The sequence below is a fragment of the Bradyrhizobium sp. ARR65 genome, assembly GCF_000472385.1.
In the GTDB taxonomy this organism is placed as follows: Bacteria; Pseudomonadota; Alphaproteobacteria; order Rhizobiales; family Xanthobacteraceae; genus Bradyrhizobium.
This window is the reverse complement of record NZ_AWZU01000047.1, coordinates 40,025-63,707: the sequence shown is the minus strand read 5'-3', so window position 1 is coordinate 63,707 and position 23,683 is coordinate 40,025. Positions and strand designations below refer to the sequence as shown.

At 61.5% G+C, this 23,683-nt stretch carries 22 protein-coding genes; 11 read left to right on the top strand and 11 right to left on the bottom strand.

Translation table 11 applies throughout. The features are described from left to right. The 3 genes from F758_RS48520 to F758_RS0134415 all read right to left on the bottom strand — a co-directional run. On the bottom strand, nt 1-192 hold a 192-nt coding region (locus tag F758_RS48520; RefSeq protein WP_502689201.1), incomplete at its 3' end, for a transposase. A gap of 611 nt (nt 193-803) precedes the next feature. Beyond that, entirely contained in the window at nt 804-1,820 is a 1,017-nt protein-coding gene (locus F758_RS0134420) for an NAD-dependent epimerase (protein ID WP_024512121.1), read from the bottom strand. A 14-nt stretch (nt 1,821-1,834) separates the two neighbouring features. Next, nucleotides 1,835-3,118, bottom strand: coding sequence for a nucleotide sugar dehydrogenase (locus F758_RS0134415; protein ID WP_024512120.1), 1,284 nt, complete (start codon nt 3,116-3,118; stop codon nt 1,835-1,837). A gap of 190 nt (nt 3,119-3,308) precedes the next feature. On the opposite strand from F758_RS0134415, the gene F758_RS0134410 reads away from it, so the two are divergent. From F758_RS0134410 to rfbD, 4 genes are all read left to right on the top strand, one after another. After that, nucleotides 3,309-4,295 (top strand): lysylphosphatidylglycerol synthase transmembrane domain-containing protein, encoded by a 987-nt coding sequence (locus F758_RS0134410; protein ID WP_024512119.1) that lies wholly within the window; start codon nt 3,309-3,311, stop codon nt 4,293-4,295. Nucleotides 4,296-4,397: 102 nt separating this feature from the next. Next, complete coding sequence (locus F758_RS0134405; RefSeq protein ID WP_157450299.1) at nt 4,398-5,750, top strand: glycosyltransferase family 4 protein; 1,353 nt, start codon at nt 4,398-4,400, stop codon at nt 5,748-5,750. Nucleotides 5,751-5,771: 21 nt separating this feature from the next. Continuing rightward, a complete protein-coding gene (locus tag F758_RS0134400; RefSeq protein WP_024512117.1) occupies nt 5,772-6,809 on the top strand; it encodes an MraY family glycosyltransferase in 1,038 nt (345 codons plus the stop codon). A gap of 34 nt (nt 6,810-6,843) precedes the next feature. Continuing rightward, on the top strand, nt 6,844-7,752 hold the full coding sequence (gene rfbD / locus F758_RS0134395) for a dTDP-4-dehydrorhamnose reductase (RefSeq protein WP_024512116.1): 909 nt from the start codon (nt 6,844-6,846) through the stop codon (nt 7,750-7,752). A 218-nt stretch (nt 7,753-7,970) separates the two neighbouring features. On the opposite strand, the gene F758_RS0134390 is transcribed toward rfbD, so the two are convergent. The 4 genes from F758_RS0134390 to rfaD form a co-directional block, all read right to left on the bottom strand. Continuing rightward, nucleotides 7,971-9,878 carry an SDR family NAD(P)-dependent oxidoreductase gene (locus tag F758_RS0134390; RefSeq protein ID WP_024512115.1) on the bottom strand — a complete coding sequence of 636 codons (1,908 nt, stop codon included), beginning with the start codon at nt 9,876-9,878 and terminating at the stop codon, nt 7,971-7,973. 94 nt (nt 9,879-9,972) lie between these two features. Further along, a complete protein-coding gene (locus tag F758_RS0134385) occupies nt 9,973-11,256 on the bottom strand; it encodes an O-antigen ligase family protein (RefSeq protein ID WP_024512114.1) in 1,284 nt (427 codons plus the stop codon). Further along, the gene (rfaE1, locus tag F758_RS0134380; protein WP_024512113.1) at nt 11,253-12,725 is read right to left on the bottom strand and encodes a D-glycero-beta-D-manno-heptose-7-phosphate kinase; all 1,473 of its coding nucleotides are present in this window, start codon (nt 12,723-12,725) and stop codon (nt 11,253-11,255) included. Before rfaE1 ends, F758_RS0134385 begins: the two co-directional genes overlap by 4 nt. 22 nt (nt 12,726-12,747) lie before the next feature. Then, complete coding sequence (rfaD, locus tag F758_RS0134375) at nt 12,748-13,728, bottom strand: ADP-glyceromanno-heptose 6-epimerase (protein WP_024512112.1); 981 nt, start codon at nt 13,726-13,728, stop codon at nt 12,748-12,750. Between the two features lie 237 nt (nt 13,729-13,965). Here rfaD and waaF point away from each other — a divergent pair, with 237 nt between their 5' ends. After that, on the top strand, nt 13,966-15,036 hold the full coding sequence (gene waaF, locus F758_RS0134370) for a lipopolysaccharide heptosyltransferase II (RefSeq protein WP_024512111.1): 1,071 nt from the start codon (nt 13,966-13,968) through the stop codon (nt 15,034-15,036). 67 nt (nt 15,037-15,103) lie between these two features. Further along, nucleotides 15,104-15,661 (top strand): D-glycero-alpha-D-manno-heptose-1,7-bisphosphate 7-phosphatase, encoded by a 558-nt coding sequence (locus F758_RS0134365; RefSeq protein WP_502689200.1) that lies wholly within the window; start codon nt 15,104-15,106, stop codon nt 15,659-15,661. Here F758_RS0134365 and F758_RS0134360 read toward each other — a convergent pair. Then, a complete protein-coding gene (locus tag F758_RS0134360; protein ID WP_024512109.1) occupies nt 15,643-16,686 on the bottom strand; it encodes a glycosyltransferase family 4 protein in 1,044 nt (347 codons plus the stop codon). The genes F758_RS0134365 and F758_RS0134360 overlap by 19 nt on opposite strands. Before the next feature lie 140 nt (nt 16,687-16,826). Here F758_RS0134360 and galE point away from each other — a divergent pair, with 140 nt between their 5' ends. The 3 genes from galE to F758_RS0134345 all read left to right on the top strand — a co-directional run bounded on the left by galE (nt 16,827) and on the right by F758_RS0134345 (nt 20,503). After that, nucleotides 16,827-17,840, top strand: coding sequence for a UDP-glucose 4-epimerase GalE (gene galE / locus F758_RS0134355; RefSeq protein ID WP_024512108.1), 1,014 nt, complete (start codon nt 16,827-16,829; stop codon nt 17,838-17,840). Between the two features lie 120 nt (nt 17,841-17,960). Further along, nucleotides 17,961-19,763 carry an ABC transporter ATP-binding protein gene (locus tag F758_RS0134350; RefSeq protein ID WP_024512107.1) on the top strand — a complete coding sequence of 601 codons (1,803 nt, stop codon included), beginning with the start codon at nt 17,961-17,963 and terminating at the stop codon, nt 19,761-19,763. Between the two features lie 38 nt (nt 19,764-19,801). After that, entirely contained in the window at nt 19,802-20,503 is a 702-nt protein-coding gene (locus F758_RS0134345; RefSeq protein WP_024512106.1) for a fumarylacetoacetate hydrolase family protein, read from the top strand. A 164-nt stretch (nt 20,504-20,667) separates the two neighbouring features. Here F758_RS0134345 and F758_RS0134340 read toward each other — a convergent pair whose 3' ends face one another. From F758_RS0134340 to F758_RS0134330, 3 genes are all read right to left on the bottom strand, one after another. Further along, complete coding sequence (locus F758_RS0134340) at nt 20,668-21,597, bottom strand: aspartyl/asparaginyl beta-hydroxylase domain-containing protein (protein WP_024512105.1); 930 nt, start codon at nt 21,595-21,597, stop codon at nt 20,668-20,670. A 220-nt stretch (nt 21,598-21,817) separates the two neighbouring features. After that, nucleotides 21,818-21,973, bottom strand: coding sequence for a hypothetical protein (locus tag F758_RS51125; RefSeq protein WP_198026634.1), 156 nt, complete (start codon nt 21,971-21,973; stop codon nt 21,818-21,820). A gap of 56 nt (nt 21,974-22,029) precedes the next feature. Further along, nucleotides 22,030-22,278 (bottom strand): hypothetical protein, encoded by a 249-nt coding sequence (locus tag F758_RS0134330; RefSeq protein ID WP_157450298.1) that lies wholly within the window; start codon nt 22,276-22,278, stop codon nt 22,030-22,032. Nucleotides 22,279-22,309: 31 nt separating this feature from the next. Between F758_RS0134330 and F758_RS0134325 the strand changes: the two genes are divergently transcribed. Both F758_RS0134325 and F758_RS50150 read left to right on the top strand, forming a co-directional pair. Then, nucleotides 22,310-22,534 (top strand): hypothetical protein, encoded by a 225-nt coding sequence (locus F758_RS0134325; protein ID WP_024512103.1) that lies wholly within the window; start codon nt 22,310-22,312, stop codon nt 22,532-22,534. 440 nt (nt 22,535-22,974) lie between these two features. Further along, a complete protein-coding gene (locus F758_RS50150) occupies nt 22,975-23,592 on the top strand; it encodes a hypothetical protein (RefSeq protein ID WP_157450297.1) in 618 nt (205 codons plus the stop codon). Nucleotides 23,593-23,683 lie beyond the last annotated feature (91 nt).

Genomic DNA, 23,683 nt, shown 5'->3' with positions numbered 1-23,683 from the left:
CGCCTCTCTTAGCGCATGCTGGCGGGCTTGCCGCCGCCAACCGAACAATTGCTGCGGTGTCAGCCCGTGCCGGTGTGCAACCGCGGTGACTCTCTCGCCATCAAGGTAGCTCTCCGCGACAATCTCCGCTTTCTGCTCCGCCGTCCAGGCGCGCCGNCGNCCNGTNCCGGTGAAAACCTCCAGCCGGCGCACCGGCTCGGGCTTAGATTTGTGCAAAAGCTCAGTGTCCGACACGTGCCTAACCCCGCTCGACTCAGCGGTCGGACAATCGCCGATCAACCCGCTGCGCTGAAGGTGGGATCTAAGCGCCGCTAACGGCTGATCGTCGTCCCCCTCGGCTCATCCCGAGCTGAAGTCCCGGTCGGCTCGACTTGAACGGAGATAAAGTAAAGTTGAACGGTTCTCTAATGCATGTCCCTAGTTTCCGCCACCCGAACATCCGAAATATGGGCGGTGGTTTACGGTCCTACTCAGCACACGCGCCTATCGTTCGACAACCCGATGGATGGCCCCGTTTTTAATTGTCGAGGATCGGAGCAAGGACTCTGCCTTCATCAGAGAAAGTCAATGGATCAACTTAGGTCGGCCGGCTACATAGTTTCGGCCGTTTGTCTGATGCCCGTTTTGGCCCTCGCCTTTTTGTGGATCTCAATCACCGAGAGGTTGGAAAGGCGCAAGCAGGAAGCAAAGTGCAAGAACAGTCTCCCAAAAGCTTAGATAAGTAGATGTCGATGGCCATAGGCTAGATCGTCAGGAACACCGCAACGACTTGTAAAAGTATCGGCACTACCAAGGCTTTGCCGTTATATCCTGTGAAATTCACGATACCATTTCGCAAAATGCGCAATGCCGTCTTCGATTCTGGTTCCGGGTTTGAAACCGATCTCGCGTTCGAGCGCTGAAATGTCGGCATAGGTTGCCTCCACATCGCCCGGTTGCATGGGGAGCAGGTCCTTCTTGGCCGTTTTACCAAATTCCTTCTCCAGGAGCGAGACGATATAAGTCAGCTCCTCGGGATGGCTATTGCCGATGTTGAAAATCTTCCACGGCGCCTTGCTCGTCGCGGGATCAGGCTGGCTGCCGTCCCAGGCCGACTCGCCCTGCGGCGGGTGCCCGATCAGGCGCACAACGGCTTCTGCGACGTCGTCGATATAGGTGAAGTCGCGGCGCATCTTCCCATGGTTGAACAGTTTGATCGGCTCCCCGGCGAGGATTGCCCTGGCAAATATGAACATCGCCATGTCCGGCCGGCCCCACGGCCCATAGACGGTAAAGAAGCGCAACCCCGTCGTAGGGAGCCCGTAAAGATGGCTATAGGCGTGCGCCATCAGCTCGTTCGCCTTCTTCGATGCCGCGTAAAGGCTCACGGGGTGATCAACGTTGTCGTGCACCGAGAATGGCAATCTACTGTTGGCGCCGTAGACGGAGGACGAGGACGCAAACAACAGATGCTTGCAGCCATTGTGGCGGCAGCCTTCCAGCACGTTCAGAAAGCCCTGAATGTTGGCATCGATATAGGCGTGCGGGTGCTGCAGCGAGTAGCGAACGCCTGCTTGCGCGGCCAGATGCACAACTTCGGCAAAGCCGTGTTGCGCGAACAACGATTCCGTCGCCGCGCGGTCCGCGAGATCAAGCTTCACGAAGCTGAATTTCGGGTCACGCTTGAGCAGATCGATCCGCGCCTCCTTCAGTTTCGGATCATAATAGTTGTTGATGCTGTCGATGCCGACCACCTCGTTTCCGCAGGCCAACAGCCGTCGTGCGACGTGAAATCCGATGAAACCGGCCGCTCCAGTGAGGAGGATTGCTCGCTGTGACATCTCTGCTCTGGTACTCAAAGCCGCCACAGCTCGACGCCCGATGGCTTGGAGCTGCGATCGAGCTTCATCTTTACATCGAAAACGAGGCCCGCACCATCGCGCAGTAATCGCTGCACCATCCGCCAGCCTTCCTCGACGTAAGCGTCGTGCGGGACCGCCAGGATAACGGCATCAGACCGTTCCAGCTCATCGATATCGCGCAGTGGAACCCCGTACTTCTCCTCGACGGTGTGCGGATCGGCCAAAGGATCGGCGATCTGAACGTTGACGCCGAACGACTGCAGTTCGCGCACGATGTCGATGACGCGGGAGTTGCGGATGTCCGGCACGTTCTCTTTGAAGGTCATGCCGAGGATCGTTACCAACCCGCTCCCACCCTTCCGCCGCAACAGACCGCGAATACATTCGCGCGCAATCCGGCGCCCCATGTCGTCATTAATGCGGCGGCCTGCAAGAATCACTTCTGGATGATGGCCGGCTTTCTCAGCACGATAAGTCAGATAGTAAGGATCGACCCCGATGCAGTGTCCGCCCACGAGACCAGGCTGAAAAGGCAAGAAGTTCCATTTGGTGCTGGCTGCCGCGAGCACATCGCCGGTGTCGATATCGAGTGCCTGGAAAATCAGCGACAGCTCATTCATAAAAGCGATGTTGAGATCGCGCTGAGTGTTTTCGATTACCTTGGCCGCTTCCGCAACCTTGATTGAAGGTGCGCGGTGAATGCCCGCGCTGACCACCGACCCATAAACGTTGGTGATGATATCAAGTGTTTGTGGGTTCTGTGCCGAGACAACCTTGGTGATGGTGTCAAACCGATGCTTTTTGTCCCCGGGATTGATTCGCTCGGGCGAATAGCCAACACCGAAGCCTGAGCCCGCCTTCAGACCGGATACCTGCTCCAAAATAGGTACGCATTCCTCTTCAACCGCGCCGGGATAGACTGTTGATTCATAGACCACAACGTCCCCTTGCTTCAGCGCCGCGCCGACCAAGCGCGATGCCCCGAGCAAGGCTGTCAGATCGGGCCTTCGCGCCCCGTCAATCGGAGTTGGAACCGTCACGATGAAAAAATCGGCAGATCGAAGCCAGGCAGCATCCGCGGTAAATTCGAGTGAGGCGAATTTCAAATCGGACGGATCGACCTCGAGTGTGCGGTCCCTCCCCGCCTGCAGCTCCTTGACCCGCCTGGTATCGATGTCAAATCCCACAACCGGGCTGCCGCCACGGGCAAATGCGGCTGCGACCGGCAGGCCCACGTAACCCAATCCAATGACGGCAATCTTCCGGCCGTGTGACATAAAATAATGTTCCAGGCTTTCGAGACACCATTGACGCCATTTCGCTGACTGTTTAGCCAGCCTACGATGGGGACCGCAGGCGTGGAAGGCCCGACCGTTTGGGTTACTTCCACAAGGTCTTCGAGGCGATACCATGGCAGGAGCGCATCTTGCCTTGGCTCCGTTGAAACGTGAGCGAACCGGCCCGGAAATGCGTGGATTTTTGATCTTTACGACCAGAGTCCTGGTGTCGCTAGCGCTACTCTATCTCGCGCTTCGCGGCATCAATTTCACAAGCATCCAAGCCCGCCTAAGCCAGATCAACCTTTTGTGGATCGGCTTTGCGGTGCTGGTCACCATCTTCCAGATCTTCCTTGGTGCACTGCGCTGGCGCGAGATCTCCGACCTCTGTCATGCGCCGCTGACCGACATGCAGGCGTTTCGCTACAACATGATCGGCTCCTTCTTCAACCAAACGCTACCCTCCTCGATCGGAGGCGACGCGGTGCGGCTTTGGCTGGTCAGCCGCAATGGCGCCGGATGGCGCGCGGCAACCTATTCGATATTGACCGATCGCGCGGTGGGACTCATTGCACTCGCGCTCATCATTGTGGCCAGCCTGCCCTGGAGCTACGGCCTGATTAGCGACGCAAAAGGTCGGCTCGCGCTCGTCTTCGTCGATTTTGCGGCCCTACTCGGCGGCTTGGGCTTTTTGCTGCTCGGGCGTCTGCCTTGGGTCTGGCTCAAGAGGTGGTGGCCGACCAGGCACATTCACGCCTGCTCGGTCATCGCTAATCAGGTCATTTTCAGCCGACGCAGCGGACCAAAACTCGCGGTGCTCTCGCTATCCATTCATGTGCTGGCGGTCGCGATCGCATGGTGCTGCGTGCGCTCGATAGCAGCACCTGCCAATTTCGAGCAGTTGTTCATGCTGATACCGCCGATCATGCTCATCACCATGCTGCCAATCTCGATCGCTGGCTGGGGCGTACGCGAGGCGACGATGACGGTGGCGTTCGGCTATGCAGGGCTGGCGCAAACCGACGGCACGGTAGTCTCGATCCTGTTCGGGGCGGTCTCTTTCTTCGTGGGTGCGCTCGGCGGATTGGTCTGGATCTTTAGTGCCGAAAAAGCGGCAAGATCCACAGCCCCGATCGAGATTGCACACTTGCACGTTCAAGGTGGCGGCAGCCCATGACCTCTCCACGAGAAGACGTCGGCCGTTCTCTGTTCGAACCCCCACAAGAGTTGCAGACGTCACCTATCGTCGTTGAAAGTTGAGCTGTTTGAGGATACGCGTTTGGCGTCGCCCATCGTCAAGTCTATCATCCAGGTTTACAGGAAGCTCGGGCGTGCATCGCTGAAGCCGAGCTCGTCCGCAGCTGGATCTTGTTCGCCTTGCGGCAAGATCGTGATGGTGAGCCAATATTACGTGCCGTTCCCTAGCACGACTTCGCGCTATATGACCGAGATCGCCGAAGAGCTCGCAAAAGATAGCAAGGTCATCGTGATCTCGGGTGCGCCTGGTTCGGCCAGCCAAGTTCCGCTTGAGCCCCGCAAGCCCGAAATCATCGAGATCAAGAGCTGGTGGCCCGGCAAGGGCGCGCTCGTCTCGCGCTCCTTTGCCGACATGCTGTTCTCGATTCAGGCCTTGCTTGCCGTGCTGAGGCATGCGCGGAGCGAGGACGTGCTGCTCACCGTCACCGCGCCTTTCACCCTGCCCTATGCGGTCGCCCTTGCCACGCGCCTGCGCAAGAGCGCCGCGGTTCTAATCATGCACGATCTTTATCCGGATTCGCTTGTCATGGCTGGCATGCTCCGAGCAAGCTCGCTACTCACGCGGAGCTTGCGGGCGCTCAACAGGCTTATGTTCGCGCGGCTTGATGGCATCATCATCATCGGCCGCGACATGGCACCGAAACTGCTCGCCTATCCCAAGGTGAGCGCCGCAAAACTCAGCCTGATTCCGAACTGGGCCAGCATGGCGGCCGGCTATCGCGAGGTCAGCGACAACAATCCGTTCCGCCAGCGCGCCGGCGGGCAATTCATCGTCGCGATGTCGGGCAATGCCGGGTACACCCATGATCCGCTCACGGTGCTTGAAGCCGCACGTCTGCTACAGGATCGTAAGGACATTCGCTTCCTGTTATCCGGGCATGGCGTGGGCTGGAGCAGGATCAAGGAGATGCACGCGGCCTCGCCCTGCCCCAACGTAAGTTTGGTCGAACGGGTCCCGGACTCCGAGTTGGAGGACTTTCTTGCCGCCGGCGACGTCTGGGTCGTACCTTATCGCAAGAACAATACCGGCGTGTCGGTGCCGAGCCGCATCTACAACATCTTCGCGGTCGGGCGTCCAGTCATCGTCTGTTCGGAGAGGGATGCCGAGGCCGCGCTGCTGCTGGAGGAGGAAGACATCGGCTGGGTGACCCCGCCCGAAAATCCCAGGGCGCTGGCGGATGCTATTCTACTGGCTGCATCCGATGCGGCACAGACCACGAAAAAGGGGCGCCGCGCCGCAGAGGTCGCCAGCCGCTATACCGCGAACGCCTCTTTGGGCGCGTATCGCGATCTCATGGAGAGGCTTCTGGCACACCAGCGCACGCGCAACCGGCACAGCCTGGAACAGATTGCGCTGCGTCGGCCTGGCTCTTGAGAGGTTGTTGCGATCGCCGTCATGACCAGCCTCGATCATCCTCGTCCGTTGCTCCTGCTTGCCGCGCTTGCTTCGGCCCTGATCTGCGCCGGATTGATCGTGCTGCTGCGGCCGCTGTTACAGCGCTACGCACTTGCCCGCCCCAATGCACGCTCCTCCCATGTGATGCCGACGCCGCAAGGGGCTGGCATCGCCGTGATCGCGGCGACCATTCTCGTCGCTTGCGGCTATGTGGTCGCGATCGGCCAGCCCATTCCTTTCGTGCTGTTCGGCGCCGCCGTGTTCATCGCGCTGGTGGGATTCGTCGATGACATCAGAACAATTCCTGTGCTGCCGCGCTTTCTGCTGCAGGCGGCCGCGGTCGCGGCAATCGTATTCGGGGCACCTTCGGAGCTGCGGATTGTCCCGGTGATCCCCTTCGGCCTCGAACGCGCGCTGCTGCTCCTGGCCGGGCTTTGGTTCGTCAATCTCGTCAACTTCATGGACGGGCTGGACCTGATGACGGTGGCCGAGCTCGTCCCTACCACCGGCGCCCTCGTGTTGTTGGGGTGGCTTGGCGATGCCCCTCTGCTTGCCACCATCATCGCCGCAACGCTCGGCGGCGCCATGCTCGGCTTTGCGCCCTTCAACCGTCCCGTGGCCAAGGTTTTCTTAGGGGATGTCGGCAGCCTGCCGATCGGGCTTTTGCTCGGCTGGTGCCTGCTGCAGCTTGCGTGGCATCAGCATGTCGCGGCAGCACTGCTGCTGCCGCTGTATTACCTCGCTGACGCCACGCTAACGCTGCTAAGGCGCATGGCGCGACGCGAGCCGTTCTGGGCGGCGCATCGCACGCATTTCTACCAGCGCGCGACCGACAACGGCTTTACGGTCTCGCGCGTGGTCGCGGAGGTGTTCGCGCTCAACGTCGTGCTTGCGGCTCTAGCGCTCGCCTCGGTCCGGCTGAACTCAACAACGGTGGAAGTTTTCATGCTTCTGGTGGGCTCAATCGCCGTTGCACTTCTGCTTTATCGCTTCTCACAAGCCCGGATCATTCCCGTCTCGGCCTCACGGGGTCTCTAGCCCGAGCGTCCCGGACTGTTTAGAGTATGACATCATGCGGCTCTACGTCATAGGCGCTAAAGGGCAGGTCGCGCGGTCGCTGCGCCAAGTCGCGGCCGCTCATCCGGATGTCGTGATGGGTTTCGGCTCCCGCCCGGACGTCGACCTGGTAAAGCCGGATTCAGTTCTGGCGGCGGTTGCGACGTTTCGGCCGGACGTCGTGATAAACTCTGCAGCGTACACCGCCATCGATAAGGCCGAACAGGAGGCTGAGTATGCATTCAGGGTCAATCGTGACGGAGCCAAGCTCGTCGCTCGCGCCGCAAGCGATTGCGGCGCACCGGTCATTCAGGTGTCGACAGACTACGTCTTCGACGGAACGAAGCGGGGTGCTTACGTAGAAACTGATCCAACCCGTCCCTTAGGAACGTATGGAAGATCAAAGCTCGAGGGCGAAATCGCCGTTGCGAGCGCAAATCCGCGTCACGTTATCCTAAGAACATCATGGGTATATGCGCCGTTCGGAAACAACTTTGTCCGCACCATATTGGGAGCTGCCGGCCACGGCGAGCCCATTGCGATCGTCAATGATCAAACGGGATGCCCGACCTATGCACTCGATATTGCAAGCGCGATTATTGGTATTGCGAGAAAGCTGATGACATGGCGACCTGAGTACGCAGGCGTTACTCACGCAGCCGGCCCTGAGGCGGTCACTTGGTACGAGTTCGCCTGCGAGATATTCAAACAGGCGGCTAAACGGGGCGCTCCCTTCTGTGCTGTGGAGCCGATCTCAACGTCGGAATACCCGACTTCGGCACCCAGACCGGCCAATTCCCAACTATCGACGAAAAGGCTGCAATCTGTGTTCGACGTCAGCTTGCCGCCTTTGAAGGATTCATTGGCTAGCTGTTTGGATCGTCTTCTGGAAGACAGGAGGTGGAGTAAGAAGGAATCGTCTTAGCGGGTGCAGCGCGAGGCGACCGCGGTGAACAGCACTTACAAAAGGTCGTCATATTGCCTGCTCGTGACATTCGACGACTGCCGAAAGGCCTTACTTCAATTTCTGCATCCACTTCTCCATGATCCGGGAGTCGCCTTCAGACCCCGTCTTGCATTCCAATGCAATAGCCGACGCAAATCATGTGCGATGGCCCTGCCGTTTGCGCGGCCAGGCAAATATCACGCGGCGTTTGAGCCGAATTCCGGCACGGCGTCCTTCAGCACGGTTTTGATGGTGGCAGGATCGTGCCGCTCGATGGCCTGCTCGAGTGCAGCGATCCATTTCTTGAGCGCCTGCATCGGCGGCTCGTTGGGTTTCGCGGCCATAATGCCGGCAACGCCGATATCGACCGGCGGCTCTTCGCTCGCAAACAGGATCTCGTTCAGCCGCTCGCCGGGACGCATTCCGGTGAAAACGATCTCGATGTCGTGGCCCGGCTGCAGGCCGGACAAGCGGATCATCCGCTCGGCCAGATCGACGATCTTCACCGGTTGGCCCATGTTGAGCACATAGACCGAGACCGTCGACCGCTGTGCCGCCAGCGCGTGCGTGGCCGCCGTGATCACGAGATCGCAGGCCTCGCGAATGGTCATGAAATACCTGACCATTTCGGGATGCGTCACGGTCACCGGCCCGCCCGCCTCGATCTGCGCCTTGAATTTCGGCACCACCGAGCCGTTGGAGGCCAGCACATTGCCGAAGCGCACCGAGATCAGCCGCATCCGGTGCGAACCTGCGCTCTGCGCAAGATCGTGATCCAGCGCCTGGCAATACATCTCGGCAAAGCGTTTGGTCAGCCCTAGCATCGAGACCGGCTCGATCGCCTTATCGGTCGAGATCATCACCATCGCTTCGGCGCCCGCGGCGAGCGCAGCATCCGCAACGTTGATTGACCCGAAAATGTTGGTCTTGACGCCCTCGCTCCAGTCGCGCTCGAGGATCGGTACGTGTTTCAACGCCGCCGCATGGAACACCAGGTCCGGCTTGAACTCGATCATCAACTGGCGCACGCGCTCGCGATCGCGAATGTCCGCAATCCGCCCGTCCACGACCGCCTCGGTCTGCTGTGCGGCAAGCGCCTCGGTAATGCCGTAAAGCGCAGGCTCGGAGTTTTCCAGCACCAGCAGGCGCGACGCCCCGAACGTCACGACGCGGTGACAGATTTCCGAACCGATCGAACCGCCGCCGCCGGTGACGATCACCGCCTTTCCCTTCACCAGCGCCTCGAGCCGGGCATAGTCGATGGCCGAGCTCGGCCGCAACAACAGGTCCTCGACCGCCACCGGCGCGAGCCGCGGCGCGTCCCCGCTCTCCAGCGAGGGCAGACGGCTCACAATCAGCCGCAGCCGCTTGGCGCGCATCAGGAAGGTCTCGGGGCGGGCTTCGGCCTCTAGGGCCGAGGGCATCATGACCGCGCGTGCAATCGGTTTGTTGCGCCGGGCGAAGTCGGCCACGACCTCCTCGATATCATCCATGCCGCCGAGCACCGGCACGTTGCGGATCAACTGGCCGCGATCGGCAATCGAGGGGGAGAGAATGCCGATCGGCCAGATCCGTTTGATTGCGCCGCTTTCGATGCCGCGCAGGACGATTTCCGCATCGGCCGCGCGGCCGACCAGCAGCGTCGGTGAAGCGTCCTCGGTCATGGCGTGATGGCGCACCCGCGTGTAGCGGAAGTAGCGGTAGGCAAAGCGCAACGCGCTCAGGAATGAGACCTCGAGGAACCAATAGAGGATGATGGTCACCTTGCCGAGGAAGAAGGTGCCATGCATGTTGGGCGCGACCAGGACGTAGTCCATCACCAACAGAGCGATGGCCAGTACCGTGGCGACGCGCAGGATGTTGAGCGCATCCGGCAGCGAGATGAAGCGCCACTTCGTGGTCGTCAGGTTGAAGAGGTAACAAACGACGACGCCGAGTGCCAAAAAATACGGCAGGATGCGCAGCAGCAGCGGCAGGCGCTCGAAAAACAACTCGCCGCCCTCGAAGCGCAGATAAAACGCGGCAAAGAGCGCGAGCGCGCTTGCCCCCACATCATGGAGGGCGATCCAGAGATTGCGCAAGGTGAGATGCGACAGACGCGTCATTCACGGACCAGTGGCGGGAAAGCGAAGAGCTCTGCGACGGCGCTCCCGTGCTGCTGATAGCCCATCCCGTGCGCGCTGGAAAGCCGCGCGGGCTTCACGAAACACTGCTTGTACCGGCCTTTTCAGGCGCGCGCGCCTTCAACACCATGCCGCCGGCGACGCCAACACCCACCACGTACATCCATCCTTCGTGGAAATCGAAGATATGAGAGTTGAACAGTGAGGTGAAGATGTTCTGCACCACCACGAGAAGCCCGATCCAGTTCGCCACGCCCTCGCCGCGGAACAGAAGCAGGTGCAACAGCCACATCGCGTAGAGGACGACGATGCCGATCACGCCCCATTGCACCGCGACGTATAAGGTTTGATTATGTGGATTACTGACGACTTGCGCGGCCGCAAGGCCCGCAGGTCCGGTCGCGGCCGCCTCGAAAAGCCCACGCGTCGAGCCCGTGCCGTGGCCCATGACCGGTGCCTCAGCAAAGAACTTCAGCGACTTGCGATAGTATTCGAGGCGTTCGCCCATCGAAGTGGGCGTGCCTTGCTCCATGTAGAGCTGGTAGTCGCGCCTGAAGCTGTCGATGGTTGCCTTCAGTTGCGGCGAGGCAAACCAGGCGAGGACAGCGGCCGCGGCCGCCGCACACAGGATCATCAGCGTGGTGCGCCAGCGTAAGTGCAGGACGCCAAATACAGCAACCATGATTGGGATCGTCACCAGCGCCGTGCGCGAGACAATGACAAAGGCCATGTTCGCGATGAAGCTCAATGCGAGAACGCAGAGCAGCAGCGCCGGCACGGTCTTCTTCGCGCGCAACAACATAACGACTGGATAGGCCAGGGCCACCGCGCAAAGCGCGAACTCCTGGCTCTGGTCGATATAGTTCTTCACGAAAATTCCGCGCGAGGCGACGTCCTTGGCCTTGAGCGTCAGGTCGGGAAACACCGCGACGGTCCAGGACGCCATCACCATGACGGTGCAGGACACCAGGAAGGCGATGAAAACCCACAAACCGCGCTCTGAGCGCTCGAAATGATAGAGCAGGAAGGGAAGCACGAGGAGTTTTGCCGTCGGGCCGACGGCGTAAAGCCGCGCCCCCCAAGCGGCGTCCGACCACAACGTTCCCAGCAGCGCCAGCAGGAACAGGGTGATCGGGACCCAGCTGATCGGCCGCTGCACCGTCCGCACGAACGCGCCGGCGTCGAAGAACGGCAACATCGCAATGACAATTACAACGCCGAAAATTCCAACCAGCGACGTCGACCATGGCAACGACAGCGCCAGCAGGATCACGAGGATGTCGACCGTCCTGATCCAGGCTGCCGGATCGCGCAGCCTCGCCTGCAGAGACATTTTCGGATGTTCGGCAATCACCGTCACGCCAGCTCTCCCTTCGCGCGATTGACGAGCGAGGTGGTGGAAAAACCTGGCACGATATCGACCAGCATTACCGTTCCGCCAGCCGCTTCGACGATCTCGTGCCCGACCACCTGCTCGCGGGTATAGTCGCCCCCCTTCACGAGCACGTTGGGCTTGATCTGACTGATCAGCCGAAGTGGCGTGTCCTCGCTAAAGATCGCAACGAGATCAACGGCCTCGAGCGCCGCCAGCACTTCCGCACGGGCCTGCTCACTCTGCAGCGGGCGTCCATCACCCTTCAGGCGGCGTACCGATGCGTCGCTGTTGAGGCCCACGATCAGCCGGTCACAGGCGGCCCGCGCTTCCGTTAGCACCCTGACATGGCCGGGATGCAGTACATCGAAACAGCCATTGGTAAAGCCGATCCGCAAGCCCTGTTTGCGCCATTCCTTAAGCTGCGCAGCGAGCTCGGCCTCCGAGGCGATAAGCTTCTCCTCCGCCGCCAGAAAGGCGTGCGGCAGGATCTTCCGCCGCAACTCAGTGGCGGTCACGCTCGCTGTCCCCTGCTTGCTGACCGCGACGGCCGCGGCGGCATTGGCCATCCGCAAGGCGGTCTCCCAATCCGCCCCCGTCGCCAGCACGGCCGCAAGCACCGCAGCCACCGTATCGCCGGCGCCGGAGACGTCACGAACCCTGACCGGATGCGCCGGCACATGGATGGTCTCGCCCTGGCGCGGCACCAAGGTCATGCCGTGCTCGCTCTGCGTCACCAGGATCGCTTCGCAATCGGCAAGCTGCATCACGTCCCTTGCGGCCAGAGCGATGCTTTCCGCGCTATCCGCCCGGCTGCGGGTGGCTTCCGCAAATTCCTTGCGATTGGGCGTGAGCAGCGTCGCGCCGCGGTAGATCGCGAAATTTGTGCTCTTGGGATCGACGATCACACGTTTACCCAAGTTCCGCGCCGCATCGATGACGTTGCGGATCACGCGCGCGGTGAGAACGCCCTTGGCATAGTCCGAGAGCAGAACGATATCGGCGCGCGCAACGAGCGGCAGCACCGCATCGATCAGTTTCTGCTCGGTTGCGGCGGCGGCGGGCGCCGCCAGTTCCCAGTCGGCACGCAGCATATGGGTGGAAAAATGCTCGGAGACGAAGCGCGCCTTGCGCGTGGTCGGCCGCGCCGGATCAGCGATCAAGACGCTTTCGATGCGCTCCTCCCGGTCAAGCGCTGCCTTCAGTTGCGTCCCCGTCTCATCCTCGCCGATCAGGCCGACGAAAATGCAAGACGCGCCAAGGCTCGCGATGTTGCGCGCGACATTGCCGGCGCCCCCGATATTGGTTTCGCTGCGCTGGACGGCGATCACGGGCGCCGGCGCTTCCGGCGAGATGCGCGATACCTCGCCATAGACGAATTCGTCGAGCATGAGGTCGCCGATGCAGAGCACCGTCTGGCGCGCGATCGCATGCGACAAGGCGTCAAAGTCGAACATCGGGCTCCGTCATGTCTTAGTTTCAGCGGAAACGGTCGGCGGCATCGAGATAGCCCTTCACGTAAAGGCCAACCGCCTCTTCCAGCGCGGTGAAGCCGCCGTTATAGCCGGTCGCACGCAGCCGATCGACCTCGCTCTGCGTGAAGTACTGGTAACTGCCGCGGATCTGCTCGGGCATGTCGATATAGTGGATATTGGGCTCAAGCCCGAGCGCGGCGTAGGCCGACAGCATCAGATCCTTGAAGCTGCGCGCACGCCCGGTACCGACGTTGAATAGGCCGGAAACGGAAGGCGTGGCGAGCAGCCACATCACCACCCGCACCACGTCATCGACATAGATGAAATCGCGCCGCTGGTCGCCGTCAGCGATCCCGTCGCGATGCGATTTGAACAGCTGCACGGGCCGGCCGGCCTTGATGTCGTCAAAACGGCGCGCCAGCACGCTTGCCATCGCCCCCTTGTGATATTCGTTGGGGCCGAAGACGTTGAAGAATTTCAAGCCGACCCATTGCGGCGGCAGCTTCTCGCCTTTCTCCGCGCGCGCCACGACCGCCATGTCGAACAGATGCTTGCTCCAGCCATAGAGGTTCATCGGACGCAGCCGCTTCAGCGCGGCGAGCGAGGGGTCGTCGCGAAAGCCTTGCGCGCCGTCGCCATAGGTCGCGGCGGAGGAGGCATAGATGAACGGCGTCGCGCTCGCGGTGCAGCAGTCCAAGAGCCGCATCGAGAGATTGAAATTGGTCTGGATCACGAGATCACCGTCGACGGCGGTGGTCTCCGAAATCGCGCCGAGATGGATCACCGCATCGAGCCGCCGACCCTTCAGCCACGCGTCGAGCTCGGAGGGCGGCACGAAATAGGCGAGCTGGCGCTTGGCCAGATTGCGCCATTTCCCGTCATGGCCGAGCAGATCGCAAACCGCGACATCCGTGCGGCCGGCGTCGTTGAGTGCTGCTACGACATTTGATCCGATAAAACCGGCGCCGCCGGTCACCAGCAACATTCCATCCCCTGCCTTGACTACGCGGCGAAAGCTTTGCCCCAGTCTCGTCCCGCAGGCAACGTGAGCCTTCAGCGCATGAACCAAAAACTGCAAACCGGGGGTTCCCCGGTGGATTTGTCGCCAACACCGCAGGGCTTGCGCTTTACAACCTGGTGACGGCAAGACTCTGTCCGAGCTTCGGCTTTACCTCGCTCCGCCGAACGGCTACCGAGGCCTTGGATTGTGGCACCTTAAAGAATGAATTTTTATTCACCAGATGCGGAATTGCAGGTGGACCGGGACGACAGCAGCCCGATTCTGATCATTCCCTACATGTGGATCGGCGACTTCGTGCGCGGCCATAGCGTGGTGCGGGTCTTGAAGGAGCGCTGGCCCAACCGGCCGGTGGATATGTTGACCACCTCGCTTTGCGCGCCGCTGCTCGACTACATGCCCGGCGTGCGGCAGGGCGTTGTCTGGAACCTGCCCCGCGGCCGGCTTGCGTTGGCCCAGCAATGGGCCCTGGCGCGCCTTCTGAGGGCGCGGAGCTATCGAACCGTCCTCATCATGCCCCGCACCTGGAAATCGGCCCTGGCGCCCGCGCTGGCAGGCATTCCGGAGCGGGTCGGCTTTGTTGGGGAGGCACGCTTTGGGGTGCTCAACCGCTGGCGCTGGGGCGAAAGGGCCCTGCCCCGCATGATCGACCAACAAGCCGTGCTCGCGCTGCCCGAGGGCGCGCCGCAGCCCTCGGAATGGCCGCTTCCACAGCTTGAGCTTCCCGCCGACGAGGTCGTGCGATGGCGAGAAAAGCACGGTCTGAGCGACGGACCAGCCATCGCACTCGCCCCCGGCTCCGTGGGCTCGGGAAAACGCTGGACCTATTACCCGGAGGCCGCGCGGCTCCTCGCCGCGCACGGGCTCGACGTCTGGGTGGTCGGCGGCCCCGGCGAAAAGGCTGTCGCGGCCGAGATCGTGGCCGCCGGCGGACCAGGAGTTCGTGATCTGACCGGAACAGATTTGCGTAACGGCATCTTGGCCCTGGCGGCGGCGAGCGTCGCGATTTCCAACGATTCCGGCCTGATGCATGTGGCCGCGGCCTTAGGTACACCGACGATGGGCATTTTCGGCCCGACTGATCCCTATCTCTGGGGACCGCTGAACGGGCTCGCGGCCACCATCCAGACCAAGACGGTCGTACCCTGCCAGCCCTGTCACCGGCCGGTCTGCCGGCTGAAACATCATCGCTGCATGCGCGATATCCCTGCCGAGGATGTGGCAGCGATTGCCGAGCAGGTTGTGGCCGAGGTTACGGCCAAGCACACGCGTTGAGATCTGTCCTGCTTGCGCAGCCGCCACGCCACCGGTACCAAGGCGCAACGCCAATTATGGGTACGCCTTGAACGAACGAGCGAAAGATCTGACCGGCATCGGCCAGGCGAGGTTGAGGCCCGCAGCCTTCCTCGACCGCGATGGCGTGATCAATCACGACGACGGCTATATGGGCACGAAGGAGCGGATCCGCTGGATGCCGAACGCGGCCAAAGCGATCCGACGCCTCAACGATGCCGGCTATTTCGTGTTCTTCTTCACCAACCAATCGGGCGTGGCGCGCGGCTTTTTCACCGAAGACGACGTAAAAGTCTTGCACGCCTGGATGTGTAGCGAACTGGCCGCGCAGGGCGCGCAAATCGACGATATCCGCTATTGCCCGCATCACCCCGAAGGTAGTGTCGCCGGCTATCTCGAAGCGCATCCCTGGCGCAAGCCCGCGCCCGGCATGATCCATGATCTGATGGAGCACTGGCCGGTGCGGCACGAGGGCAGTTTTGTGATCGGCGATCGGCCGACCGACATCGAAGCAGCGCAAGCCGCCGGCCTGCCGGGCTTCTTATTCGCGGGCGGCGATCTCGATGCTTTCGTCGCCGACGTGATCGCTCAAACGAGCGTCCGATAAACGCTGGCGATAAGGTCTGCCTCAACGTCGAGACTGAATTTTTGTAAGACGCGCTGCCGCGCGCGCAGCCCCATCGACGTCGCGGATGCAGGATCACGCATCAAGGGCTCCAGCGCCGCCACCAGCGCATCCACATCACCCGGCGGCGTCAGTACACCAGTCATGCCATCCTCGACCACGAGCTGGGCGGCGCCGGCGCGCGAGGCGACCAGCGCCGCGCCCGCCGCCATCGCCTCGATCAGCGTCAATCCAAAGCCTTCGTTGCGCGAGGTGAAGGCGTAGATCGTGAGGCGCTGATACCAGCGCTGCACCTGCCCGATCGGTAATTCGCCCAAGATGACGATGCGCGACTGCAACCCCGCCGCGTCGATGCGCCGTTTCAGGTCATTGGCGAACACCGTCTGCTCCGGCGTGATCGCGCCAACCAGCACGGCGGTGAAATCGGGATAGCGCGGCAACAGCCGGCACATCGCATCAACAAAAATGTCGCTGCCCTTCTGCGCCCGCACCCGGCCGAAGCAGCCGATCGCATAACGCCCGGCCAGTCCGCTCTCCGCGAACGCCGCGGCACGATCCTGCGGCGGCGCATAGATGTCGGTGTCGACGCCATGGGGAATGACGGTCGCCTTGCGCTTCAGATAGGACGCGGAGATATCGCTTGTCGCGATGATCGCGTCCATCTGCGAGATCAGCCAGCGCGTGATCCAGGTGTGATGGCGCTGCGCGGCCGAGGTGAACACGAGCTTTACGCGCCAGCCGAGCGCGCGCAGCAAGACGCCTGCGATCATCTCGTTGTTGCGCCGCGCATGCCAGATCAACGGCCGCTCGCGGCCCCAGAGCTTGAGAAGATCAAGGCCGTCGAGCGGTGCGATGCCGTCGGGACGATTGGAACCGAACCATGCGGCGCGCAGGCGCTTGGCGAGTTTCGGCGCCACCATCCTGTTGGTGGCCGTCACGCCGGAATAGCGCCTATGCAGGTTCGGCACGATGAGTTCGAGATCGGCCAGATCGTTCTTACTCGGCACACAACACTCCGTTTTCGGCTCGCTCTCCTATACGCAACATTAAGCATAGAGGCCAGTTCGCCCCTTTCCGAAACCCCCTCTTCACTGCGATCCGGCTAGCATCCGCGCGCTTTTGGACGATGGGTTTACGGGTTGAGCTAATGACCGTGCTTGTTACCGGCGGGGCCGGCTATGTCGGAAGTCACACCGTTCGCGCGCTGCATGAAGCGAACGAAAACGTGGTCGTGATCGACAATCTCTCCACCGGGTTTTCCGCGCATCTGCCGGAGGGCGTTCCGCTGTTCATTGGAGACGCTGGCGACGAAAACCTCGTCGAGGGCGTGATCGCCCAGCACGAGGTCGATGCCATTATGCATTTCGCGGGCTCCATCGTGGTGCCGGAATCGATGCGCGATCCGCTGCTGTATTATCGCAACAACACCATGACCACGCGCAGCTTGCTCAATGCCGCGGTCAAGCGCGGCATCAAGCGCTTCATCTTCTCATCCACCGCGGCCGTCTATGGCGATCCGGAACAGGTGCCCGTACCCGAGCATGCGCGAACGCGACCCTTGTCGCCTTACGGCTCCTCGAAGCTGATGACCGAGATCATCCTGCATGACGTCGCCTCCGCTTACGACATGAACTATGTCGTGCTGCGTTATTTCAATGTCGCAGGCGCCGATCCGCTGGCGCGCATCGGCCTTGCGACCGTCGGCGCCACGCATCTGCTCAAGATCGCGGTGGAGGCGGCAACTGGACAGCGCCCCAAGATCGACGTATTCGGCACCGATTATCCGACGCCGGATGGAAGCTGCATCCGCGATTTCGTCCATGTCAGCGATCTGGCGCAGGCGCATCGCGCCGCACTCTCTTATCTGCGCGCCGGCGGCGCCTCGGTGACCCTCAATTGCGGCTATGGCCGCGGCTATTCTGTGCTGGAGACCATCGAGGCGGTGCGGCGCGTCTCGGAGCGCAATTTTGCAGTTTCCTATGCGCCGCGAAGGGCCGGCGACGTCATGACCATGGTCGCCGATAGCAGCCGCATCCGCGCCACGCTCGATTGGACGCCGCAATACGACAATATCGAAACCATCGCGGCGCACGCGCTCGCCTGGGAAGAAAGGCTGTTGCGCGAGGCTAGCGGCAACATCCAAGAGGTGGCCTCGGCGTAGAATCACGGCCTGTGCAAGCCCTTAATTGGGCTTGAAAAAGGCGCGTCCAGCGGGCAAGGAAGCCTTGCCGCTAAGCCCCCGTGGGCAGAGTATGCCCTGGCGCGGCCGATTGGGACGTGGATGGCCGAATTTCCGAAGAAAATCACTGACGATCCCTATGGCGCGGCGATTCTGATTCGCCGCCTCGTCATGGAACAGGGGCTGACCTATTGGCGACGCTATCTGATCGCATTTACGCTGATGGCGATCGCGGCCGGCGCCACCGCCGCTGCCACCTATGTCCTCGGCCAGGTGATTAACAAGGCCTATGTGGACAAGAACGTACCGGGGATTGCAATTCTCTCCGGCGTGACGGTCCTGTTGCTGTTCATCAAGGGCGTGGCGACCTACGGCCACACCGTGATCCTGTCCAAGATTAGCAACGCGATCCTCGCCAACAACCAGCGGCGGCTGTTTGCCAAGCTGATGAGCGAGAGCATCGCCTTCTTCTCCGAGCGCCATTCGTCGGAGTTCCTGGCGCGCCTGACGGCCGGCGCCCGATCGATCGCCGACGTCCTGAACATGTTGATCAATTCGGTCGGTCGCGACTTCCTGCTCTTGATCTCCATGGTCGGCGTGATGGTGATGCAGGATCCGCTGCTGTCCTTGATCGGCCTTGTGGCCGTGCCGCCGGCGATGCTGATGCTGCGCAAGCTGGTGAAGCGGATCAAGGGCCTTGCCCACAGCCAGTTCACCGGCACCGCCGACATCCTGGAGACCATGCAGGAGTCGCTGCAGGGCATCCGCACCGTGAAGGCGTTCACGCTGGAAGAAACCATGCAGCGGCGCATCGACGAGAACATCGCAATCGTCGAGCGCAACGCCAACAAAATGGCGCGGGTTTCCAACCGCTCCAACCCGCTGATGGAGATGCTCGGCGGCTTCGCGGTGGCCGGCTGCCTGCTCTATGGCGGCTACAGCGTGGTCGCGCTTGGCGCCACCCCTGGGCAGTTCTTCTCCTTCATGACTGCCTTTCTGATGGCGACCGAGCCCGCCAAGCGCCTGGCGCGGCTCAACATCGATCTGAACAGCCAGCTTGTCGGCGCGCGGATGCTGCTCGAAGTCGTTGACAGCCCCGCGAGCGAGCTTGCCGATGACGACAAGCCGGCCCTCGAGCTCACGAACGCCCGCATCGAATTGCGCGACGTCAGCTTCGCCTATCGCGCGAACGAACTCGTGCTCGACCGCATGAGCTTCATCGCCGAACCCGGCAAGATGACCGCCCTGGTCGGCCCCTCCGGCGGCGGCAAGTCGACAGTGCTGGCACTGCTGTTGCGCTTCTATGAGCCGAGCACGGGCGACATCCTGATCGACGGCCAATCGATCTCCAAGGTCTCGCGGCGCTCGCTGCGGCAGCAGACCGCCTATGTCGGCCAGGACGTCTATCTCTTCCGCGACACCATTCGCGCCAACATCGCCTTCGGCAAGGAAGGCGCGACGCAGAGCGAGATCACCGAGGCGGCGAAGGCGGCCTGCGCGCATGATTTCATCATGAGCTTCCCGCTCGGCTACGACACCCCGGTCGGCGAGCACGGCACACAGCTCTCCGGCGGCCAGCGCCAGCGCATCGCGGTGGCGCGCGCCCTGCTTAAGAACGCACCCATAATCCTGCTGGACGAAGCGACCGCGGCGCTCGACTCCGAGTCCGAAAAGCAGGTGCAGGAGGCGATCGAGCATCTCTGCCGGAACCGCACCACCATCGTCATCGCCCACCGCCTGCACACGATCATGCACGCCGACACCATTCTGGTGGTCGAGGCCGGCGAGATCGTCGAGCGCGGCCGCCATGACGACCTGTTGCGTCGCGGTGGGCGCTACGCCTCCTTCTTCCGCTTGCAGCAACGTGATACAGCCACTCTGGCACCGCTCAGCGCAACCGCGTAAATCACAGGCTTCCTTCCCAAACCCGCCGAGACCCTTTCATGAACGATAGCGCCTTCGTCATCCCGGCCCCGCCGCAAGCCTCGCTGCCCGTCGTGGGCGAGGGAAAGTCCTTTCCCGTGCGCCGCATCTGGTGCGTCGGACGCAACTATGTCGAGCACATCCGCGAGATGGGCAACGACGAGCGCGATCCGCCGTTCTTCTTCGCCAAGCATGCCGACATGCTGGAGCACGACGGCGCCACCATCCCCTATCCGCCGCTGACCAAGGACCTGCATCACGAGGTCGAACTGATCGTGGCGATGAAAAGCGGGGGCCTGAACATCCCCACCGATAAGGCGCTCGACCACGTCTATGGATATGCGGTCGGCATCGACCTGACCCGCCGCGACCTGCAGCTCGCCGCGCGCAAGAAGGAGCGGCCCTGGGAAATCGGCAAGTCCTTCGACCATTCCGCCCCCTGCTCGGCGCTTCAGCCGGCCGCGAAGATCGGTCATCCCTCCAAGGGCAAGATCTGGCTGTCGGTCAACGGTACCGAACGGCAGAAGGGCGACCTCTCCGAGCTGATCTGGAGCGTGCCGGAAATCATCTGGAAGCTGTCGCAGCAGGTGGAGATCGGGGCTGGCGACATCATCATGACCGGCACCCCGGCCGGCGTCGCCGCGCTTCAGCCCGGCGACAGGATCGAATGCGGCGTCGACGGCGTCGGCACGCTGAAGGTGTCGATCGGCGAGCCGGCTTGACCTGATTAAAAGGGGCGCGTGTTTCCCTTTCCCGGCCTGCAGAGAGAGGGTTCAGGTATGGAAGACTCTCCGAGCACTGAGCTCGCGGAGAGTCTACCTCACCCGCATCGCATCTGACGATGCGACGCGACTCTGCCTACAGGCGGGAGAGCTGCGGATGGGAGCTACCTGAACGCGGACACCACGATGAGCCCAACCACGGCAACCATCAGCATCCACTTTCCCGCGTAATAGACCTTGCGGTTCCACTGTTTGATGCGGCGGCTGGCAAGGTGGATCTCGTAGAGCCCGCCGAACACCTTGTTGAGCACGCCGACATGCTCGCCCTCGACGTTCTGGGTGGCGGAAGCCTTGACGACGTGGTGGCTGACCCAGCGGTTGATAGAGGTCAGGAAGCCATACTTCATCGGACGCTCGACATCGCAGAACAGAATGATGCGATTCTGGTCGGTCGCATTCTCGGCGTGGTGGATGAAGGTCTCATCGAACATGAAGGCCTCCCCATCGCGCCAGACGCAGGGTACGCCGTCGACGATGATCCGGCATTTGTCCGAGTTAGGGGTGACCAGCCCCAGGTGATAGCGCAAGGACCCTGCGAAGGGATCGCGATGCGCACCCAGCTTGCCGCCGGGCGGCAGCATCGCAAACATGGCGCCGTGCACGCTCGGGATAGAATTAAGCAGTTCGACCGTCTTCGGACAGAGCTGACGCGCCGAGGGAAGAAAGTCGTCATACCATTTGAGATAAAAGCGTTTCCAGCCGCTCTTGAAGAACGAATAAAAGCCCCAGTCGTTGTTCTTGGCCGCGGCCCGGATGAAGCCCTCGTCGAACAGCCGCACCGCCTCCTCGCGGATCGTCTCCCAATTGTCCGTCAGCTTTGAAAGCTCGGGAAAGTTATCGACCGGAATCACCGGCTCGTTCGGCACGGCCGAGCCCGCATACATCAGCACATTGTAGGGGGCGAGATATGTCGAATGATCGCCTAACTGCCGGGCAAAGCGCAGCCGCTCCTTGCCACGAAAATGCACGTAAATGGTTGAGGCAGCGAGAATGTAAACGCCAATGAGCTGTGGCGCGAGAAGCTGTTTCAGCATGGTCCGTCCCTGCGATCGGCCCCAATTCCCCAATTGCCCGATCATCTCTTTCCGTGAAAGCCGACTCGTGCGGAGCGGCTTACCGGCGAGAACGCCTCCATTACCATAGGGGGGAGACGGATTTCCAGAGACCGAGATCAGGATCGCTTGAACCAGACGGGCGCGCAAAACTGCACGGTCCTGTGCCGAATCCGGCCAGATTTCGTACTGATTCGCATCCTCAGCTACGCGCGAGCGCCTGAAGACCTTTAAAGGTCAGGCGTTTGGGGTCCTTCACGCCTGACAGATAAAGCCGGCGAATAAAGGCGATCGCGGCGTCACGGTCGCAATCGGTCAACACCACCACGGCGTCCACCGCAATTCTCTGGGCTTCCATGGGCTTCCTCATCACTCGAGCAGCCACCCGGCTCCGGAAGCATTAGAGCTTGTCGGTTAATCTCGCGTTAACCGTGCGCCGGGCCTGCTGGATTCAGCTTGAGATCCGAATATGCGAAACGCCGCGTCGCCGCGCTGTGCTGCGTCAAATAGGTCGACGAGCTTGGCACGCTCCGCTGCCCTGACCTTGAGCGGGCCTGCGACGCCGAAGCCACGGCGGGTCGCTTGGAAGTCGATCACGGTGTCGGGCGCAACATTGGCGACATTGGCGTCCGGGCCGAACTCTTCGACCAGGAACTTCTTCATCGCCGCGACATCCAAGGTACGAAGGTCGGCGATGCATGGTCCGGGCAACTCGATCATCGCCCGCCATGTCGACACCGCGGGCGAACGCCTCTCCCGGAAGATCGAAATCTATCGATTCCCGGACGTGAACCAGCACGGCCGGTACGTGGTGGACCACCGCATGCCGCTCAATTCCGGCCGGGATAGTCCGCCCTATCTCTGCGTCACTGCCGAGGACGGCCACAAGGCAAGCCCGATCTGCGTGCTGCCAGGATAGTGCACCGCCTGGTTGGATTATTATTTTACCGCTGCCCGTTTAGAAGAGTTCCGGCTCTGGAACCATCTACATACCCTTGCGGTTGTTTGGCAGACCACATCCCATCCTGCCCAGCACCGTGGTCCGGTACGGCCCCGCTTTCGGAAGCCATCTTTAGGAGCGGGCCGTGCCTCTGGTCACGAAGTGCGTCACTTTCGGTAGCCGGGAGCCAAGAGATATGCCGCTCTATCGCGCGTACCTGATTGAGAACGGACACGTTTGGACGGCCTTCGACCTATGTTGCAGCGACGATGACGACGCAAAGAAGCAAATCGAAGGCCTTTTGGATGAACGGGACATCGAACTGTGGCAGCGAGATCGCAGGGTCGCAGTGCTTCGCGCGCAACGTCGGACGTTGACATAACAGGTCGGTCGGCTTGGCTTAAACGCGCCGCCCGAACGTGGCGAATGCCGCCGCAGCTACCGCACCGAAACCGCGCTCGTTTCCCTCGCGAGGTCGGGGTCAGCCTTATGTCTCGCTGCTTACGCCACGCCGCCTTCAACTTCTTGCGGTTGCCATTGCTCGCGAGGGCCATTGGTTCACTGGTACGGCCGTCATCATCGCTGCGTATGGCGCAAGTCTGCTGCTGGCGGACGGGCTTTTCAGGAAGGTCAAAGCGAAGCTCCCAAAGCTGCATTGGTTTGCAAGGCTCCGGTCGTCGCTCATCGTCGGCTCGATACAGGCCGATGATCCCGCGTCGGAGCGCAAACTAACGAAGCTGGATCGCGCAATGGGTCAAAATCGAAACGGGCTAACCGAAACTGACATCCTTCCACCCGGTGTTTTTTCTACCGTAAAATCGACCTGTTTTTGCGCTGTCGCGTCCTCTACAGTCGTAGACAATTCCCCACTGCAAGTCACAACTCGCTTGTCTTTGCTTTTTGAGTTTGTGCTTATTTCGTCACTCAACCTATATAACGCTCCCTGTCTCGCCGTCTCCCATATTGCTGATTTTTCAGCTTCTGTGCCCGCATTATTGACTCTCGCCTTAACCGAGTTCGAATTCTTGGCCGCGTAGTTGAGAAGCGCATTGTTGCTGTTCTCAGAAATGATCTTAACAACTGAATTGCGCGTATCCGCCGAGTCGCACTCAGGCTGCGTCGCGCCAC

Bases quoted from the DNA above. Each gene is read 5' to 3' on its own strand.
- F758_RS0134410 (WP_024512119.1), top strand. From the start codon at position 3,309: ATGCGTGGATTTTTGATCTTTACGACCAGAGTCCTGGTGTCGCTAGCG.
- F758_RS0134340 (WP_024512105.1), bottom strand. From the start codon at position 21,597: ATGCTGAAACAGCTTCTCGCGCCACAGCTCATTGGCGTTTACATTCTC.
- F758_RS0134390 (WP_024512115.1), bottom strand. From the start codon at position 9,878: ATGACGCGTCTGTCGCATCTCACCTTGCGCAATCTCTGGATCGCCCTC.
- rfbD (WP_024512116.1), top strand. From the start codon at position 6,844: ATGCGGCTCTACGTCATAGGCGCTAAAGGGCAGGTCGCGCGGTCGCTG.
- F758_RS51125 (WP_198026634.1), bottom strand. From the start codon at position 21,973: ATGGAAGCCCAGAGAATTGCGGTGGACGCCGTGGTGGTGTTGACCGAT.
- F758_RS0134330 (WP_157450298.1), bottom strand. From the start codon at position 22,278: ATGAAGAAGTTCCTGGTCGAAGAGTTCGGCCCGGACGCCAATGTCGCC.
- rfaD (WP_024512112.1), bottom strand. From the start codon at position 13,728: ATGTTGCTGGTGACCGGCGGCGCCGGTTTTATCGGATCAAATGTCGTA.
- rfaE1 (WP_024512113.1), bottom strand. From the start codon at position 12,725: ATGTTCGACTTTGACGCCTTGTCGCATGCGATCGCGCGCCAGACGGTG.
- galE (WP_024512108.1), top strand. From the start codon at position 16,827: ATGACCGTGCTTGTTACCGGCGGGGCCGGCTATGTCGGAAGTCACACC.
- F758_RS0134420 (WP_024512121.1), bottom strand. From the start codon at position 1,820: ATGTCACAGCGAGCAATCCTCCTCACTGGAGCGGCCGGTTTCATCGGA.
- F758_RS0134415 (WP_024512120.1), bottom strand. From the start codon at position 3,118: ATGTCACACGGCCGGAAGATTGCCGTCATTGGATTGGGTTACGTGGGC.
- F758_RS0134350 (WP_024512107.1), top strand. From the start codon at position 17,961: ATGGCCGAATTTCCGAAGAAAATCACTGACGATCCCTATGGCGCGGCG.
- waaF (WP_024512111.1), top strand. From the start codon at position 13,966: ATGAATTTTTATTCACCAGATGCGGAATTGCAGGTGGACCGGGACGAC.
- F758_RS0134325 (WP_024512103.1), top strand. From the start codon at position 22,310: ATGCATGGTCCGGGCAACTCGATCATCGCCCGCCATGTCGACACCGCG.
- F758_RS0134345 (WP_024512106.1), top strand. From the start codon at position 19,802: ATGAACGATAGCGCCTTCGTCATCCCGGCCCCGCCGCAAGCCTCGCTG.
- F758_RS0134400 (WP_024512117.1), top strand. From the start codon at position 5,772: ATGACCAGCCTCGATCATCCTCGTCCGTTGCTCCTGCTTGCCGCGCTT.